Origin of the sequence: Oceanitalea stevensii (assembly GCF_014837105.1) — a bacterium.
In the GTDB taxonomy this organism is placed as follows: domain Bacteria; phylum Actinomycetota; class Actinomycetes; order Actinomycetales; family Actinomycetaceae; genus Oceanitalea; species Oceanitalea stevensii.
Genome location: NZ_JACSPO010000009.1, coordinates 1 through 16285, shown reverse-complemented (window position 1 = coordinate 16285; position 16285 = coordinate 1). Strand labels below are relative to the sequence as shown.

Genomic DNA, 16285 nt, shown 5'->3' with positions numbered 1-16285 from the left:
GCCTGCGTCAGTACGGCCGCTCGTCCACGAACTCCTGCGTGATGGTCTGGTCGAAGGCGCTCTCCTCGACGAAGGTCTGCTCGGGGACCTCCTCGCCGGCGTGGACCTGGTTGATGAGCTCGGCGAGCTGGTCGCCGAACACCGGGTTGCACTCGACGACGAAGTTGAACTTGCCGTCGACGAGGGCCTGGAGGCCGTCCTTGACGGCGTCGACGGTGACGATGGTGATGTCCTCGCCGGGCGTCATGCCGGCGGCCTCGATGGCCTCGATGGCGCCGAGCCCCATGTCGTCGTTGTGGGAGAAGATGAGGTCCAGGTCGGGGTAGGCCTGGAGCGCCGCCTCGACGGCCGTGCGGCCCTCGGCGCGGGTGAAGTTGCCGCTGGCCTCGCCGATGATCTGGTCACCGACGATCTCGCGGAAGCCCTCCTGGCGGTCGACCTGCGCGCCGGAGCCCATCGTGCCCTGGAGCTCGAAGATCTGGGCGTCGGGGTGGTTCTCGGCCACCCACTCCCCCGCGGTCACGCCCTCGGCCCGGAAGTCCGAGCCGATCCACGTGACGAAGGGGTCCTCGACCGTCGTCTCGACGGTGCGGTCGACGAGGACGACGGGGATCCCGGCGTCCTTGATCTCCTGGAGGACCTGGTCCCAGCCCGTCTCGATGACCGGCGAGAACGCGATGACGTCCATGTCCTGCGAGACGAAGTCCCGCAGGGCCCGGATCTGGTTCTCCTGCTTCTGCTGGGCGTCGACGAAGGTGAGGTCGATGCCGTTCTCCTCGCTCAGGCTGGCCTGGACCGACTCGGTGTTGGCGGTACGCCACCCGCTCTCGGCGCCGAGCTGGGAGAAGCCGACGCGGATGAGCTCGTCACCCCCGCCACCGGTCGCGCCGTCGTCGCCACCGTCGCCGTTCCCTCCGCCACAGCCGGCCAGGGCCAGCATGGCGGCCGTTGCCAGTGCCGCAGTCGCCCGCAGGCGTGCGCCTCTGCTACTGAACATGTCTCCTCCTCGAGAGCATCGACTTCGATGCCTGTCGCACCTAGTGTGCGTGTCAGTGTGTTAGCGCTCTCATTGTGGGCGCTAACATTTGCGTCGGTCAAGGGGTTCGGCGGAGGTACTCGGTCGAGGCAGACCGGTGAGCCGCCACCCCGCCCGGACCTGAGCAGTCGCCGCAGACACCGCTCTGACCTGCAGAGGTAACGATGAACGCACCACTGACGCCACGCCGTCCCCCCGTCATGGCGGACGTCGCCGCGCGCGCCGGGGTGTCCCACCAGACAGTCTCCCGCGTGCTCAACTCACCGGCGCTGGTGCGGCCGGCGACGCGTGACCGGGTGCGCCGGGCGATCGCCGAGCTCGGCTACCGGCGCAACCTGTCCGCGCGGGCGCTGGCGACGAACCGGAGCCAGCTCATCGGCGTCGTCACCCCCGGGGTGACGCTCTTCGGCCCGAGCCACGCGACGACGGCGATCCAGCACGCCGCCCGCGCCGCCGGGTACGCCAGCGTGACCGCCGCGATCGAGGACGCGGCGACGAGCCCGCACGAGGTGCTCGAGTTCTTCCTCGACCTGCGCGTCGACGGGATCGTCGTCGTCGCCCCGACCGTCGGGACCGCGGAGGCGGCGCACGGGCTGGCCGTCTCGCTGCCCGTCGTCATGATCTCCGCCGACCAGCCGGCCGCGGGGCCCCTGCACGTCGTCACCATCGACCACCGCCAGGGCGCGCGGGACGCGACCGCCCACCTCGTCGCGCTCGGGCACCGGCACGTCGCGCACGTCGCCGGTCCGGCCGAGTGGTTCGACGCCCGCGCCCGCGTCGAGGGCTGGCGCTCCCAGCTCCTCGACGCGGGGCTGCCCGTCCCGGACGTCGTCGAGGGCGGGTGGGACGCGGGCCAGGGGTACGCGGCCGGGCGGCGTCTCCTCGCGCAGCGCGAGGTCCCGACGGCGGTCTTCGCCGCGAACGACCAGCTCGCCCTCGGGCTGCTGCGGGCCTTCGACGACGCCGGGCTGCGCGTCCCCGACGACGTCGCCGTGGTCGGCTACGACGACGTCCCGGGCTCGGCCTTCTACGGGCCACCCCTGACGACGGTGCGCCAGCCCTTCGACGACGTCGGCCGCCAGGCGATCGACACGCTCGTGGCGGTCCTCGCGGGCGAGACCCCCGCCGCCGCGTCGAGCCGGCCGGAGCTGGTGGTCCGCGCGTCCTCGGGGCGGCACGTCACGCGCTGAGAGCGCCCGGTCAACGCGAGAGGGGCCGGCCCCGCCCGGGCCGGCCCCTCTCTGACTGCGGTCGCGCTACAGGCCCTGGGCCAGGCGGTAGTACGCGAGGTTGAGGCGCAGCTCGTCGCGGAACGCCCGCGCCGAGGTGTCCTCGTCGATGACGGCGAGCTCGATGCCGGCGATGGTGGCGAGGTCGTCGAAGACCTCGATGCCCAGCGCCGTCGACATCACGGTGTGGTGGGCTCCCCCGGCGGTGAGCCAGCACTCCGCGGAGGTCGCGAAGTCCGGGCGCGGCTCCCACACGGCGCAGGCGACGGGCAGGTTCGGCAGGTCCTCGTCCGGCTCGACGACGTCGACGACGTTCGCGGTGAGACGGAAGCGCTCGCGCAGGTCGGCGAGGGAGACGAGGACGGCCGGGCCGGGGTCCGCGGTGAACTTGAGGCGGACCGGGTCCTCACGGTCCCCGATGCCGAGCGGGTGGATCTCCAGGGAGGGCCGGTCCTCGGTGAGGCTCGGGCAGATCTCGAGCATGTGCGCGCCGAGGATCTTCTCCCGGCCCGGGGTCAGCTCGTAGGTGTAGTCCTCCATGAGGGAGGCGCCGCCGGGCAGGCCGTAGCCCATGACCTTGGCCGCGCGCACGAGGACCGAGGTCTTCCAGTCGCCCTCGGCGCCGAAGCCGTAGCCGTCGGCCATGAGCCGCTGGACGGCCAGGCCGGGCAGCTGGCGCAGCCCGCCGAGGTCCTGGAAGTTCGTCGTGAAGGCGGTGAAGCCGCCCTCCTCGAGGAAGGCGCGCAGGGCGAGCTCCTGGCGGGCGCCGTAGCGCAGGGACTCGCGGCGCTCACCGCCGGCCCTGAGCTCGGGCGCGACGTCGTACAGCTCGTCGTACTCGGCGACGAGCGCGTCGATCGCGGACTCCTCGACGGCCTCGACCTTCTCGACGAGGTCGTTGACGCCCCAGGTGTTGATCGAGACGCCGAGGGCGATCTCCGCCTCGGTCTTGTCGCCCTCGGTGACGGCGACGTCGCGCATGTTGTCCCCGAAGCGGGCCACGCGCATGTGCTGCAGCGCGTCCCAGCCGGCGGCGGCGCGGGCCCAGGTGGCGATCTTGTCGCGCACCGGCTCGTGGCTCGCGTGCCCGACGACGGTCTTGCGGGCCACGCCCATCCGGGTGGCGAGGTAGGCGAACTCCCGGTCCCCGTGCGCTGCCTGGTTGAGGTTCATGAAGTCCATGTCGATCGTGGACCACGGCAGCGCGAGGTTGGCCTGGGTGTGGAGGTGGAGGATCGGCTTGTCCAGCGCGTCCAGGCCGAGGATCCACATCTTCGCCGGGGAGAAGGTGTGCATCCACACGACGACGCCGAGGCAGCGCGGGTCGGCGTTCGCGGCGCGGGCGGTGTCGCGGATCGTGTCGCGGTCCTTCATCGTGCCCTTGAGCACGATGCGGACGGGGATCTGCGCGGCCTCGTTCAGCGTCGCGACGATCTGCGCCGACTGCTCGGCCACCTGGGCCAGGGTGTCCTCGCCGTAGAGGTCCTGGCTCCCGGTGAGGAACCAGATCTCCTTGCCCTCGAAGGGGTTGTCCATGTTCAGCTCTCCTGCTCGTCGTCGTCGGCGTGCTGGCCGTAGACGTTCTGGTAACGGTCGTAGAGGCGGTCGATGTCGGCCTGGTCCATCGGGATCGGCGTGCCGAGCTGGCGGGCCAGGAACGTCGTCCGGGCCACCTCCTCGACCATGACGGCGGCCTTGACGGCGGCGCGGGCGTCCTTGCCGATGGTGAAGGGTCCGTGGTTCTGCATGAGCACCGCCGGGGAGCGCGAGTCGCGCAGCGTCTCGACGATGCCGCGGCCGATCGAGTCGTCACCGATGAGCGCGAAGGGGCCGATCGGCACCGGGCCGCCGAACTCGTCGGCCATCATCGTCAGCGTGCACGGCACCGGCTCGCCCACCGCCGCCCACGCCGTGGCGTAGGGCGAGTGGGTGTGGACGACGCCGCCGACCTCGGGCATGTGGCGGTAGACGTAGGCGTGCGCGGCGGTGTCGGACGAGGGCTGCAGGTGGGCCGCGGTGCCGTCGTCGATCTTCGTGCCGTCCAGCTCGCACACGACCATGACGTCCGGGGCGAGCTGGTCGTAGGACACGCCGGAGGGCTTGATGACGAACAGGTCGGTGCCGGGCACGCGCTGGGAGACGTTGCCGGCGGTCCACACGACGAGCCCGTTGCGCGGGAGCTCGGCGTGGAGGGCGGCGACGATGCCGCGCGTGTTGGCCACGGCCTCCTGCTGCTCGGCCGTGAGATCGGTCAGCGCTCTCATCGCGCGTCCTCCCTCGTGCCGGTGACGGAGGGGGTTGTCCTGGGGCTCATGCGTGTCCTCACGTTTCGTCGTCATCGACCCATCGCCGACGATGTTACCGCTCACATCGCGATTTGCCGAGTACGCACACCCGGTCACTGCACACGCCCCGGGGCGGGCGTGCGGGTGACCGGGTGTGCGTCCCTGGCTCAGGCCTGCGGGATCCAGACGCGCATCGTCGAGGGCCCGCGGTTGCCCCAACGGTGGTAGGGCACGAGCGGGACGAGCCCGGCGTCCGCCACCGTGTCCGGGTGGGCCGGCTCGGCGGGGAAGGGCCAGTCGCGCTCGGTGGGCGCCGCGGTGCGGACCCGGACGAGCACCTGGCCGTCACGCTCCACCGGCGCCGCCTCGACGTCGACGGCGGCGAGGTTGACGTCCTCGCCCAGGTCCGTGGACTCCAGGGCCATGACGAGCGGCCCGCGCTCGACGGCCACCTGGCCGCGCACGGCGTCCACGCGCGGGTCGGCCCACGTCCAGCGGGCACGCACGGGCAGGTCGAGCTCGACGACGTCGCCCGCCCGGAAGGCGCGGCGCACCTCGGCGTAGCCCGGCAGGACGGTCGTCTCCTCCCCGTCGACGCGCAGGACGGCGCCGGCGGTGGCCCAGCCGGGCACGCGCACGCGCAGGGTCCAGGGCCGGGTGGCGTCCTCGCGGACGGTGACGCGCACCCGCCCGTCGTGGGGGTAGTCCGTCTCGACGTCCAGGGCGACGGGGCAGCCGTCGGGCAGCGTGGTGCGGACCTCGGCGGTGGCGAGCTGCTGGAGCTGGACGCCGTCGTCGTCGGCCGTGGCCACGTAGGTGCCGAAGGAGGCGACCGTGCGGGCGACGTTCGTCGGGCAGCACGAGACCGCGAACCAGGGCGCCCGCAGGCTCGAGGCGGCACGAGCGGCGACCTCGTCGGTGGCCGCGGTGGTGCCCGGCTCCCGCTGGTGGAGGGTGTTGGTGTAGAAGAAGCCGTGCCCGTCCTCGGACGGGGAGGTGGCGACGACGTTGAGCAGCACCCGCTCGACGAGGTCGGCGTGGACGGGGTCGCCGGTGGCGAGGAGCAGCCGCTCCCCCACCATCGCGGCGCCGACGCCGGCGCAGGTCTCGGAGTAGGCGCGGTCCGACGGGAGCTCGAAGTCGTCGCCGAAGGCCTCGCCCTCGTGGTGGGCGCCCATGCCGCCGGTGAGGTAGGTCCGGCGGGCGACGGTCCGGCTCATCTGGCGGGTGACCGCGCCGATCAGCTCCTCGTCGCCGGTCTCCACGGCGACGTCGATCGCGCCGGCGGCGAGGTAGAGCGCCCGCACGGCGTGACCGCGCAGCACCTCGGCCTCGCGCACCGGGACGTCCTCCTGGAAGTACTCCGGGCCGAACCAGATCTCCCCGAGGCGCCCGTGGCCGCGGCGCTCGACGAACAGGCGTGCCTGGTCGAGGTACTTGCGCTCCCCCGTGTAGCGGGCGAGCTCGGCCAGGGCCGGCTCGATCTCGGGGTGCCCGCAGATCGTGTCGAGCCCGTCGGGGCCGAAGGTCTCGCACACGTGGTCGGCGGCGCGGATGGCGATCTCGACGAAGCGGTCACGCCCGTGCGTGCGGCCGCGGGCGACACCGGCCTGGATGAGGTGGCCGAAGCAGTAGAGCTCGTGGCCCCACTCCATGTCGCTGTAGCGCGGCTGCTGGCCGGGCCGGCCGAAGTGGGTGTTGAGGTAGCCGTCCTCCTCCTGGACCGGCTCGATGCGGTCGACGAGCGCCTGGAAGCGGGCCTCGAGCTCGGCGTCGCCGGTGCGCCCGATCTCCCAGGCCATCGCCTCCATGAGCTTGTAGACGTCGGAGTCGGCGAACTCCCGGCCCTGCCGGTCGGCGGGCAGCCGACCCTCGACGGCCGCGTCGAAGTTCCCGATCCACCCGACCCGCTCCATCCAGTCCTCGGCGTGGCGGATCATCACCGTGGCGTTGAGCTGCTGGAAGTCGCTCCAGAACCCGCCGGTGACGCGGACCTCGTGCAGGTCGAGCGGACGCAGGGCGCCGGTCGAGGGGGAGACGGGCAGCGCGCGGACCTGCGCGTCGTGGCCTGTGGGCATGGCGGAACCAACTCCTTGTGAGAAGGGGCGTGCAGCGGGTGGGGCTACTTGACGGCGCCGACGGTGAGGCCGTCGCGGAGCAGGCGGTAGCTGAGGGCGTAGACGACGAGGATCGGCAGGGACGTGAGGACGGCCAGCGCCATGAGGCCGGGCCAGTCGATCCCGAAGGCGCCGACCTGCTGCGCGACGAGCGCGCTCAGCGGGTAGGTGCCCGGGGAGAGGAACAGGTTGACGGCGTAGAGGAACTCCCCCCACGCGAGCATGAAGACGAGCGTGCCCGTCGTCGCGACACCGTTGCGGGCCACGGGCAGGACGATCCGCCCAAAGGTGCGCAGCAGGTTCGCGCCGTCCAGCGAGGCCGCCTCCTCCAGGGAGACGGGCACGGCCCGGAAGAACGGGCGCATGAGCATGACGGCGAAGGGCGTGAGGAGCGCGGTGTCGGCGATGATGACGCCGAGCGTGCTGTCGAGCAGCCCCCAGCTGCCGAAGACCTGGAACAGCGGGATGACGTTGGCCGTCTGCGGGAGCATCTGCAGGACGATGAGCAGGGCGAGGCCGACGGAGGTGATGAACCCGCTCGTGCGAGCCAGTGCGTAGGCCGCCGGGATCCCGATGAGGAGGACGAGCGCCGTCGTCCCGACCGCGATGATCACCGACTGGCGCAGCGCGACCGCCAGGTCCGGGCCCAGCACGTTGACGTACGCCTCGGTGACGGGACGGAACAGGAGGGTGGCGTCGCTGCTGAAGACGTCCCCGCTGGACTTGAAGGACGTGAGGACGATCCACACGAGCGGGATGCCGTACAGCAGCGCGAGGAGGATCTTGATGCCGGTGGTGACCGGACCTGCCTTCATGCTCATGACTCGCTCTCCTCCCGGCGGATGCTGCGGACGTAGACGAGGGCCAGGACGACGACGAGGAGCACGGTGATGACCGACGTCGCCGATCCCAGGCCGAAGTCGTAGCGCCCGAAGGCCTGGAGGTAGCCCAGGAAGGGCAGGGTGGTCGTCGCCGAGCCCGGCCCGCCGTAGGTCATGACGTAGATGTAGTCGAAGCTGCGGAAGCCGAAGACGATGGTGAGGACGAGCAGCACCATGGCCGTGGGGCGGGCGGCGGGGATCATGATGTGGCGGATCTCCTGCCACCTGTTCGCGCCGTCGAGCGAGGCGGCCTCGAAGACCTCCGGGGAGATGTTCATCAGCGCGGCTCGGAAGACGAGGGCGTTGAACGGGATGACGGCCCAGGCGTTGACGAAGGCCACCGCCCACAGCGCCCACTGCGGGTCGTAGAGGAAGGGCAGGGCCGTCTCCGTGAGCCCGAGCGCGCGGGCCGCCATGTTGACGAGGCCGGCGTCGGCGAGGAGGAACTTCCACACGCTGCCGTTGACGACCGGCGGCAGCGCCCAGACGAAGACCATGACGGCAAGGACCGCCGCGGACCACCAGCCGGTGGTCCGCAGCGCGATCGCCGCGGCAAGGCCGCCGACCATGCCGACCACCGTGACGAAGAGGACGAAGACGAGCGTGCGCAGCAGGGCGGCGGTCGTCTCGCCCGACTCGAAGCCGGCGCGGAAGTTCTCCAGGCCGCTGAACACCCAGTCGGTGTTGAGCGTCGCCGACGTGACGTCGCTCAGGCTCATCGACACGAGCGTGACCAGCGGGTAGATCGAGAACAGGGCGAAGAAGATCGCCGCGGGGACGAGGAAGGCGTACCGCGTGTTCCGCACCCGCGCGGGCCGCGCGGAGGTGCGGCCACGGCGGCGGGGAGGCGCCGGTACCGGGGTGATCGTCATGTCAGTCCATGCCTCTCACGTGTTGTTGTCGACATCAGCGCCTCCCCCTCCGTCAGCCGATGAGGCCCTGGAGCTGGCCGACGACCTGCGCCGCGGCCGCCTCGGGGGCGGTCTGCCCGGCGAGCGCCGCGCTCCAGGCCTGGCCCACGGCCGCCTGGACGTCGGCGACGGCCTCCGGCGGGATGACCTGGGCCGGGTAGTTCGTGCCCATGTCGGCGAGCGTCTGGGCGAAGGGCTGGAGCAGCGGGTCGCTCGTCACGCCCTCCTCCTGGGAGGCGTCGGCGCGGGAGGGGATGGAGCCGACGTTCTCCTGCGCGATGAGCTGACCGTCGTAGTCGAGGTAGGTCGACTGGAGGTACTCCCAGGCGAGGTCGGGGTTCTGGGCGTTGGCGCCGATGGCCTGCCCCTCACCACCGAGGTACACCTGGCCACCCTCGTCGAGGGGCAGCGGGACGACGCCGTACTCGAAGTCGGCGTCCGCCGCGGCGGCACCCATCTGCCAGTTGCCGTTCTCCGCAAAGGCGACGCCACCGGCGGTGAACTGCTGGAAGGGGACGGTCTGGTCCCAGGTGACGGCCTCCTGGGAGAGGTAGCCCTCCTCGATCCAGCCGCGGACGCGGCCGAAGCCCTCGGCGAGGGCGGCCTCGTCGAGGTTCTCGTAGTCGAACCCGGCGCTGCTCAGCCAGGGGTAGGCCTGCCACTCGCCCTGCGACTGCGGGAGGGCGGACAGCGTGATGCCGCGGTGGCCGGCCTCGACGGCGGCGGCCATGGCGGACTCGAGCTCCTCCATCGTCGTGGGCGGCTCGACGCCGATCTCCGCGAGGATGTCGGCGTTGTACCAGAGGCCGAGGAGGTTGACGTAGCCCTGGACGGCGTAGGTGGACCCGTCCATGCCGTGGAGGACGGCGTCGGGGAACTGGTCGGCGCCCTCGAAGTCGGCCCAGTAGTCGTCGAGCGGGGCGAGCGCGCCGGCCATCGCCAGGGTGCTCCACTCCGCGCCGTTGAAGACGATGACGTCGGGGCCCTGCCCGGCACCGGCGGCGGAGACGACCTTGGAGTTCATCTGGTCGTAGGGCTGGAACACGTTGTTGACGGTGACGCCCTCGTGCTCCGCCTCGAACTTCTCCGCGTACGCGTCCATCAGCGCGACCTGGTTGTCCTCGCTGAAGTAGTGCCACACGGTGAGCTCGTTCGAGCCACCACCGGTGGCCGCGTCGTCGGCGTCCTCGCCGCCGCCGCACGCCGCCAGGGTCAGTGCCAGGACAGCGGTGGCCCCCACCATCGCGCGCCTCGTGAACTGGGTCGTCATTGCACCCTCTCCTCCTCCGGGCGCTGTGGCCCGGATCCCATGTGGGGTCGGTACGGAAACGTACCGAAATGGTTTTCGGGTGCACCGTAGCACGAGACCTGGGTCCGAATTCAAGGCTAGGATGACGACGGTTTCATCCCGTGAGGAGGCGAAATGGACGATGGGGACGGTACGCGCTCACGCAACGTGACGCTCAAGGACGTCGCGCGGCTGGCGGGCGTCTCGGTCGCGACCGCGTCCAAGGCGCTCAACGGGCGGGCGAACGTCCACCCCGACACCCGACGCCGGGTGGTCGAGACGGCCGAGCGGCTCTCCTTCACGCCGAACACGCTCGCGCAGAACCTGCTGAGCGGGCAGAGCGGCACCGTGGGCCTGGTGACGAACGACCTCGAGGGCCGCTTCTCCATCCCCATCCTCATGGGCGCGGAGGACGCCTTCGGCGCCGGGAAGACCTCGATCTTCCTGTGCGACGCCCGCGAGGACCCGATCCGCGAGTCCTACCACCTCCAGGCGCTCCTGGGGCGCCGGGTGGACGGGCTCATCGTCGTCGGGAGCCGGACCGACCCGCGGCCCCCGGTTCCGGACGTGCCGGTCCCCGTCGTCTACGTCTACGCCCCCTCGGAGGATCCCGCGGACCTCTCCTTCGTCCCGGACAACGTCGGTGCCGGGCGGCAGGCCGCCGAGCACCTCATCACGCTGGGCCGACGGCGGATCGCGCACATCGCCGGTGACCCCACCTACGCCGCGGCGCGTGACCGCGTCCAGGGCGTCGACGAGGCGATGGCCGCCGCCGGCCTCGAGCTCGTCGACGGCCGCGCCGTCCACGGGACGTGGTCGGAGTCGTGGGGGCGGGCCGCCACCCGCACGGTCCTGGACCGCTCCCCCGACGTCGACGCCATCGTCTGCGGCAGCGACCAGATCGCCCGCGGGGTCCTCGACACGCTGCGCGACCTCGGCCGGGACGTGCCGCGCGACGTCGCCGTCGTCAGCTTCGACAACTGGGAGATCCTCGCGACCGGTGCGCGGCCCCAGCTCACCAGCGTCGACATGAGCTTCGAGCGGCTCGGTCGCCGCGCGGCGCAGGCGATCTTCGACGCGATCGACGGCAAGGCGGCGTCGGGCGTCCACACCGAGCCGTGCCGCCTCGTCGTCCGTGGCTCCTCCCTCGAGGGGGCCTGACACGCCGGCTGTCGCACCGAAGCGGTGGCCGTAGACGGCACAATGTGCCGAGAACCCGATAGGAGAATCCCCAGTGGACAACGTCGTGCCAGGGAAGGCCAGACGACTGCCGGTGATGGCGGACGTCGCCGCGCGTGCGGGCGTCTCCCACCAGACCGTCTCTCGCGTCCTCAACTCCCCCGACCTCGTGCGGCCCGCCACCCGCCTGCGGGTGGAGGAGGCGATCGAGGCGCTCGGCTACCGCCGCAACATGTCGGCCCGCGCACTCGCCACCCGCCGCTCCCACCTCATCGGCGTCGTGACCCCGGCGGTGACGCTGTTCGGGCCCAGCCACATGAGCCTCGCCATCCAGGAGGCCGCCCTCGACTTCGGCTACGCGACGATCAGCGCGGCCACCGAGACGGCGCGCACCAGCCCCACCGAGGTCCTCGACTTCTTCCTCACCCTCGGCGTGGACGGCATCATCGTCGTCGCGCCGACGATGCAGACCGCCGTCGAGGCGCAGCGGCTCGCCGGCACGCTGCCCGTCGTCGCCATCGCCACCGACATGCCCGACCCCGGCCCGCTCCACGTCGTGGCCATCGACAACGAGCAGGGCGCGCGGGACGCGACGGCGCACCTCATCTCCCTGGGCCACGAGCGCATCGCGCACATCGCCGGCCCGTTCGAGTGGTTCGACGCGCGGGCGCGCGTCGTGGGCTGGCAGGCCGAGCTTGCCGACGCCGGGCTGCCCGTGCTCGAGCCGGTGAGCGGCGGCTGGGAGGGCGCCGACGGCTACGCGGGCGCCCAGCAGCTGCTCGCCCAGCGCGAGCGGCCCACCGCCGTCTTCGCCGCGAACGACTACATGGCGCTCGGCGCGATGCGGGCCTTCCACCAGGTGGGGCTGCGGATCCCCGAGGACATCGCCGTCGTCGGCTACGACGACGTCGCCGGCTGCGAGTTCTACGAGCCGCCGCTCACCACGGTCCGCCAGCCCTTCGAGGCGCTCGGCCGGCACGCCATCGACACGCTGTTCGCGGCGCTCGAGGGGCGCAGCGGGGACCCGGAGCCGAACCGGCCCGAGCTCGTGGTCCGCGAGTCCTGCGGCGCGCGGCGGGGAGAGCCCGTCGGCTGACCGGGTGTCCGCCGAAAGGTTGACGCGGCCGCCGGGAGCGCCCGGCAGGGTGGATCCGTGGCACGGGAGAGAGCAGGGGACGGCAGCGCGCTGCGGCCGGTGCGCGGGTGGCAGGCGCTGTGGCGCGGGGTGTTCGGCACCGAGCACGCCGGGGCGCGGTGGGACGTCGAGGTCGACTACCTCGACTGGGACGAGAAGGTCCACCTCTACCGCGACGGCGTGCAGGAGCGGGTGCAGCGCGGCACCTCGTCGTTCACGCTCGACGACGGCGCGCGCCTCGAGGTCGCGTGGAGCCTCCTCGGCCTGCGGCGCGTCCACCTCGTGCGCCCCGACGGCACCGCGGCGCAGCTGGTCCCGGCGCCGGGTACCGCGGAGCGGTGGCGCGCGGACCTCGACCGCGACCGTCCCACGCTGAGCCGGCGCCTGGCCGCGGCCTCGTGGGCGGTCCTCACCCTCGCCCTGCTCGTCCAGGTGCCCCAGCTCCTCGAGCTCGGTGCGCGCGTCACGGGCTGGTACGACTTCACCGCACCGGTCACGCTGCCGGCCTCGCTCAACACGCCGCTGTCCGTCGCCGCCCTGCTCGCGGGCCTGGAGCGGGCGCTGCGGCTGCGCTACCACTGGCTCCTGGACTGAGCCCTCCTACGATCGGGGCACGACCACACCGAGGGAGACAGCATGTCCGTCGTCAAGATCAACGCCATCTCCGTGCCCGAGGGCTCCGGCGCGGAGCTCGAGGCGCGGTTCTCCGCCCGCAAGCACGCCGTCGACTCCGCCCCCGGCTTCGAGGGCTTCCAGCTGCTGCGCCCGGTGGCCGGGGAGGAGCGCTACTTCGTCGTGACGACGTGGGCGAGCCAGGCCGACTTCGAGGCCTGGCGCGACTCCCAGGAGTTCCAGCACGGTCACGGCGGCGGCCGTCCGGTGGCGAGCGGCGCCGAGCTCCTCGAGTTCGAGGTCGTCGAGCTGTCCTGACGACGACGGTGGGCCACCCCGCCCGCCGGCTCACCCGCCGACGCGACGGCCGTTGACAGCGGCACGGCCGCGGCCTACCTTAACGACAGTCGTTATTAACGACTCTCGATAAGGAGGCGACGATGAACGCTGTGCCCCCGCCCGTGGACGAGCGGCCGGTCATGTCCCGCACGGACCGCTTCGCACTGGGCGCGACGGCCGCCCTGGCCGGCCTGGTGGCCCTGGGCGCCGCCGTCGGCGGCGTGCTGTCCGTGGTCCAGGCCGTGCGCGACGACCCGCTGACGATCAGCGGCTTCGAGCTGGTCAACGCCCGCGCGCCCGAGGTCACTGAGCCCGTCGAGCAGGTGACCGCAGCCTGGTACGACTCGGCCACGCTCAGCGTCGCCAACCTGCCGGACTCCGCGCGGTGGCTCTTCGCCGGGCACTCGGCGGTGATGGCGCTGTCCGTCGTCGGCGTCAGTCTTGCGCTGCTCTGGCTCGCCCTGCGGGTGCTGCGCACCCGCCCCTTCGGGCGCTCGGTGACCGCCGCGCTCGTCACGAGCGCCCTCCTCATCATCATCGGCGGCACCGCCGCCCAGCTGCTCGAGGCCGCCGGGAGGGCGGCCGTCGTCGACCACCTCGGCCCCGCGGTCACCGGCGGCGCCGGCTCGGGCGAGAGCCTCCTGGCCTTCGGCCTCTCGGTCGACCTCGCGCCGATCAGCGTGGGGATGGCGCTGGCCGTGGTCGCTCTCGCCTTCCAGATCGGCGCCCGGATGCAGCGGGACACCGAGGGCCTGGTCTGATGGCGCGCGCCAAGGCTGCGGAGGAGGACGCCCCCACCGGCGTCCACTGCCGCCTCGACGAGCTGCTCGCCGAGCGCGGCATGACCCTCACCCGCCTGAGCGAGCTCGTGGGGATGAGCATCGTCAACCTCTCGGTGCTCAAGAACGACCGCGCCCGCGCGATCCGCTTCTCCACCCTCATCGCGATCTGCCAGGCACTGGACTGCGAGATCGGCGAGCTGCTCGTCCGAGCGGACCGGTAGGAGCGGCCAGGGGAGCGCGCCACCGACTCCTCCCCGCCCAGCGCTGAGCCGTTCCTGGCACGGCGCGGGCGGCTTGAGGGCCTGTGCCGGGCCCTACCCGGCGAGGAGCGCGGGGACGGCCTGGACACCGGTGACGACGGCGACGGCGAGGAGGAGCAGCGCGAAGAGCAGGCTCAGCGTGCGTGGCCTGGCACGCGCGGAGAAGCGCCCCGCGAGGAGGCCGCCGAGCATCGAGGTGACGGCGAAGGCCGCGACGACGGGCCAGTCGACGGTGAGGTCCTGCCCCACGCGGCCCACGAGCCCGAGGACGGCGTTGACGACGATGACGAGCAGCGAGGTCCCCACCGCCAGGCGCATGTCCACCCGCATGACGAGCAGCAGGGCCGGGACGACGATGAAGCCGCCGCCCACCCCGAAGAAGCCGGTGAGCAGACCGACGAACGAGGCGACGATGACCGTGACCAGCCCTGTGACGACCCGGCTCGACGACGACGGCGCCGGGGCTCCGTCGTCGCCGCGCCGCCGGTCCATGAGGGAGCGGCGGAGCATGACGGCGGAGACGACGAGGAGCAGGCCGGCGAGCAGTGCCATGAGGAGGTCGGCGTCGACGAGCGCCGCGAGCCGCGCTCCCCCGACGGCACCCACCGCGCCGAGGAGGCCGAAGACGAGCCCCCGGCGCCACTGGACGTTGCCGCGCCGCGCGTGCGGCACGAGGGACACGACTGACGTCGCCCCGACGATGACGAGCGAGGCGGTCGCCGCGGCGTGAGGGTCCTGGCCGAGGACGTAGACGAGGATCGGGAGGCTGAGGATCCCGCCGCCCGCGCCGAGGGTGCCGACGACGACGCCGACGAGCAACCCGACACCCGCAGCGATCGCGACGTTCATCGCCGCACGCTCGGTTGGATGGCCGCTGGCCGCACGCTCAGTCCTTCTTCTTGGCCGCCGCCTTCATCGCGCGCTTCGTCTCGCGGACCTGGAGCAGCGTGTCCTCGTCGACGACGTCGGCGATCGACCGGCGCGCACCCTCCTCGCCGTAGTTCCCCGCCGCCTCTCGCCAGCCCGGCGCTTCGAGGCCGCACTGCTTGCCAAGGAGAGCGAGGAAGATCTTCGCCTTCTGCTCCCCGTAGCCGGGCAGCTTCTTGAGGCGGCGCAGGATCTCGGCGCCGTCGGGGTCGCCGTCGGTCCACAGGCGCGAGACGTCGCCGTCGTAGTCCTCGACGACGGCGGCGCTCAGCGCGACGATCCGCTTCGCCATCGAGCCCGGGTAGCGGTGGACGGCCGGGGTCTGGCGCATGACCTCGGTGAGCTCGTCGGGGTCCATGGCCGCGAGGCGGGCGGCGTCGAAGCCACCGAGGCGCTCGTGGAGCTTGTGGGGGCCGGCGAAGGCGGTCTCCATCGGAACCTGCTGGTCGAGGAGCATGCCGATGAGGAGGGCCAGCGGGTCGGTGGACAGCAGCTGGTCGGCGGCGGCGTCACCGGTGAAGTGCAGGTCGTGGTCCATAGTCCGATCCTCTCACCGGCGCGCGCGATGCGGCCGGCGAGTCTTCTCCACACCCCTTCCCGTTCGAACGTGCGTTCGATATGATAGGTGGTACGAGGAGGTGCCGCCGATGGACCGCGACGACAAGGAGCCAGAGACCGCGGCCGGCAGTGCGCCTACCGACCCGGCCGAGGACCCGTCGGCCGGCCTGGTCGTCCCCTACCTCGAGAGCCTCGAGCTCCACGCCCCTGGCGAGGACGAGCCGATCCGTATCGACATCTCCCGCCCCACCGGCCCGGAGCAGTCACCGCCGCTGGAGTGGGTGCAGTTCGGCCTGCCGACCTACCGTGAGGGCGAGCCGGCGGGGTGGCCGCGCAGTGTGCTGGCCGAGCTCCTCCCCCAGCCCGGTGCGCTGGGTGACTTCCTGGAGCACCTGCCCCCGGGTCTGCGCCTAGCGCGAATCCTGGAGGAGATCGACCCCGCCGACGTGGACGACTTCTCCCTCGTCGAGTTGGTCGCCGCCCACAAGCGCATGGAGGCCTGGTCCGCAGGCAGAGCAGCCCGCGCCGCCGCCGTGCTCGCCGAGCGCGACTCGGTGAACCCCACCTGGCCCGGTGACGTCCCCGGCCGCACCCGCGGGGAGTGTGTCGTGGGCCAGGAGCTGTCCATGCGGCTGCGGATCACCAAGCAGGCCGCCGTCAAGATCGCCACCTGCGGCCGCGCCTTCGGTGGCATGTTCGAACCCACCGGCGAGCTCCTCGACCGCGGTCTCATCGACTGGCCCCGA

General features: G+C 72.3%; 16 protein-coding genes and 1 pseudogene. 8 read left to right on the top strand and 9 right to left on the bottom strand.

All coding sequences use genetic code 11. The features are described from left to right. Positions 1-7: 7 nt before the first annotated feature. The gene (locus H9624_RS13170) at positions 8-997 is read right to left on the bottom strand and encodes an ABC transporter substrate-binding protein (protein WP_251840353.1); all 990 of its coding nucleotides are present in this window, start codon (positions 995-997) and stop codon (positions 8-10) included. Between the two features lie 203 nt (positions 998-1200). Between H9624_RS13170 and H9624_RS13165 the strand changes: the two genes are divergently transcribed. Further along, positions 1201-2226 (top strand): LacI family DNA-binding transcriptional regulator, encoded by a 1026-nt coding sequence (locus H9624_RS13165; RefSeq protein WP_251840352.1) that lies wholly within the window; start codon positions 1201-1203, stop codon positions 2224-2226. A 66-nt stretch (positions 2227-2292) separates the two neighbouring features. Here H9624_RS13165 and araA read toward each other — a convergent pair whose 3' ends face one another. From araA to H9624_RS13135, 6 genes are all read right to left on the bottom strand, one after another. Beyond that, a complete protein-coding gene (gene araA / locus H9624_RS13160; RefSeq protein ID WP_251840351.1) occupies positions 2293-3801 on the bottom strand; it encodes an L-arabinose isomerase in 1509 nt (502 codons plus the stop codon). A gap of 2 nt (positions 3802-3803) precedes the next feature. Next, positions 3804-4529, bottom strand: a complete 726-nt coding sequence (locus tag H9624_RS13155; protein WP_251840350.1) for an L-ribulose-5-phosphate 4-epimerase — start codon at positions 4527-4529, stop codon at positions 3804-3806. Between the two features lie 188 nt (positions 4530-4717). Next, complete coding sequence (locus tag H9624_RS13150) at positions 4718-6628, bottom strand: glycoside hydrolase family 127 protein (protein WP_251840349.1); 1911 nt, start codon at positions 6626-6628, stop codon at positions 4718-4720. A 44-nt stretch (positions 6629-6672) separates the two neighbouring features. After that, positions 6673-7488 carry a carbohydrate ABC transporter permease gene (locus H9624_RS13145; RefSeq protein ID WP_251840348.1) on the bottom strand — a complete coding sequence of 272 codons (816 nt, stop codon included), beginning with the start codon at positions 7486-7488 and terminating at the stop codon, positions 6673-6675. Continuing rightward, on the bottom strand, positions 7485-8420 hold the full coding sequence (locus tag H9624_RS13140) for a carbohydrate ABC transporter permease (protein WP_251840347.1): 936 nt from the start codon (positions 8418-8420) through the stop codon (positions 7485-7487). Before H9624_RS13140 ends, H9624_RS13145 begins: the two co-directional genes overlap by 4 nt. 52 nt (positions 8421-8472) lie before the next feature. Further along, positions 8473-9729: a sugar ABC transporter substrate-binding protein gene (locus tag H9624_RS13135; protein WP_251840346.1), complete on the bottom strand. Its 1257-nt coding sequence runs from the start codon at positions 9727-9729 to the stop codon at positions 8473-8475. 153 nt (positions 9730-9882) lie between these two features. Between H9624_RS13135 and H9624_RS13130 the strand changes: the two genes are divergently transcribed. The 6 genes from H9624_RS13130 to H9624_RS13105 all read left to right on the top strand — a co-directional run bounded on the left by H9624_RS13130 (position 9883) and on the right by H9624_RS13105 (position 14015). Then, complete coding sequence (locus tag H9624_RS13130; protein ID WP_251840345.1) at positions 9883-10908, top strand: LacI family DNA-binding transcriptional regulator; 1026 nt, start codon at positions 9883-9885, stop codon at positions 10906-10908. Between the two features lie 73 nt (positions 10909-10981). After that, positions 10982-12022, top strand: coding sequence for a LacI family DNA-binding transcriptional regulator (locus H9624_RS13125; protein ID WP_251840344.1), 1041 nt, complete (start codon positions 10982-10984; stop codon positions 12020-12022). 57 nt (positions 12023-12079) lie between these two features. After that, on the top strand, positions 12080-12655 hold the full coding sequence (locus H9624_RS13120; RefSeq protein ID WP_251840343.1) for a hypothetical protein: 576 nt from the start codon (positions 12080-12082) through the stop codon (positions 12653-12655). A gap of 42 nt (positions 12656-12697) precedes the next feature. Next, entirely contained in the window at positions 12698-12991 is a 294-nt protein-coding gene (locus H9624_RS13115) for an antibiotic biosynthesis monooxygenase family protein (protein WP_251840342.1), read from the top strand. Between the two features lie 122 nt (positions 12992-13113). Beyond that, positions 13114-13773 (top strand): hypothetical protein, encoded by a 660-nt coding sequence (locus H9624_RS13110; RefSeq protein WP_251840341.1) that lies wholly within the window; start codon positions 13114-13116, stop codon positions 13771-13773. Further along, positions 13773-14015 carry a helix-turn-helix domain-containing protein gene (locus tag H9624_RS13105; protein WP_251840340.1) on the top strand — a complete coding sequence of 81 codons (243 nt, stop codon included), beginning with the start codon at positions 13773-13775 and terminating at the stop codon, positions 14013-14015. Before H9624_RS13110 ends, H9624_RS13105 begins: the two co-directional genes overlap by 1 nt. Before the next feature lie 93 nt (positions 14016-14108). Here H9624_RS13105 and H9624_RS13100 read toward each other — a convergent pair whose 3' ends face one another. After that, positions 14109-14903 (bottom strand): sulfite exporter TauE/SafE family protein, encoded by a 795-nt coding sequence (locus tag H9624_RS13100; protein WP_251840339.1) that lies wholly within the window; start codon positions 14901-14903, stop codon positions 14109-14111. A 37-nt stretch (positions 14904-14940) separates the two neighbouring features. Then, positions 14941-15519, bottom strand: a complete 579-nt coding sequence (locus tag H9624_RS13095; protein WP_251840338.1) for an HhH-GPD-type base excision DNA repair protein — start codon at positions 15517-15519, stop codon at positions 14941-14943. Between the two features lie 109 nt (positions 15520-15628). Here H9624_RS13095 and H9624_RS13090 point away from each other — a divergent pair. Then, positions 15629-16285: pseudogene (locus H9624_RS13090) on the top strand (hypothetical protein); the annotation flags it as partial.

Coding starts and splice junctions, on each gene's coding strand:
- H9624_RS13170 (WP_251840353.1), bottom strand. CDS start 997: ATGTTCAGTAGCAGAGGCGCACGCCTGCGGGCGACTGCGGCACTGGCA.
- H9624_RS13165 (WP_251840352.1), top strand. CDS start 1,201: ATGAACGCACCACTGACGCCACGCCGTCCCCCCGTCATGGCGGACGTC.
- araA (WP_251840351.1), bottom strand. CDS start 3,801: ATGGACAACCCCTTCGAGGGCAAGGAGATCTGGTTCCTCACCGGGAGC.
- H9624_RS13155 (WP_251840350.1), bottom strand. CDS start 4,529: ATGAGAGCGCTGACCGATCTCACGGCCGAGCAGCAGGAGGCCGTGGCC.
- H9624_RS13150 (WP_251840349.1), bottom strand. CDS start 6,628: ATGCCCACAGGCCACGACGCGCAGGTCCGCGCGCTGCCCGTCTCCCCC.
- H9624_RS13145 (WP_251840348.1), bottom strand. CDS start 7,488: ATGAGCATGAAGGCAGGTCCGGTCACCACCGGCATCAAGATCCTCCTC.
- H9624_RS13140 (WP_251840347.1), bottom strand. CDS start 8,420: ATGACGATCACCCCGGTACCGGCGCCTCCCCGCCGCCGTGGCCGCACC.
- H9624_RS13135 (WP_251840346.1), bottom strand. CDS start 9,729: ATGACGACCCAGTTCACGAGGCGCGCGATGGTGGGGGCCACCGCTGTC.
- H9624_RS13130 (WP_251840345.1), top strand. CDS start 9,883: ATGGACGATGGGGACGGTACGCGCTCACGCAACGTGACGCTCAAGGAC.
- H9624_RS13115 (WP_251840342.1), top strand. CDS start 12,698: ATGTCCGTCGTCAAGATCAACGCCATCTCCGTGCCCGAGGGCTCCGGC.
- H9624_RS13110 (WP_251840341.1), top strand. CDS start 13,114: ATGAACGCTGTGCCCCCGCCCGTGGACGAGCGGCCGGTCATGTCCCGC.
- H9624_RS13105 (WP_251840340.1), top strand. CDS start 13,773: ATGGCGCGCGCCAAGGCTGCGGAGGAGGACGCCCCCACCGGCGTCCAC.
- H9624_RS13100 (WP_251840339.1), bottom strand. CDS start 14,903: ATGAACGTCGCGATCGCTGCGGGTGTCGGGTTGCTCGTCGGCGTCGTC.
- H9624_RS13095 (WP_251840338.1), bottom strand. CDS start 15,519: ATGGACCACGACCTGCACTTCACCGGTGACGCCGCCGCCGACCAGCTG.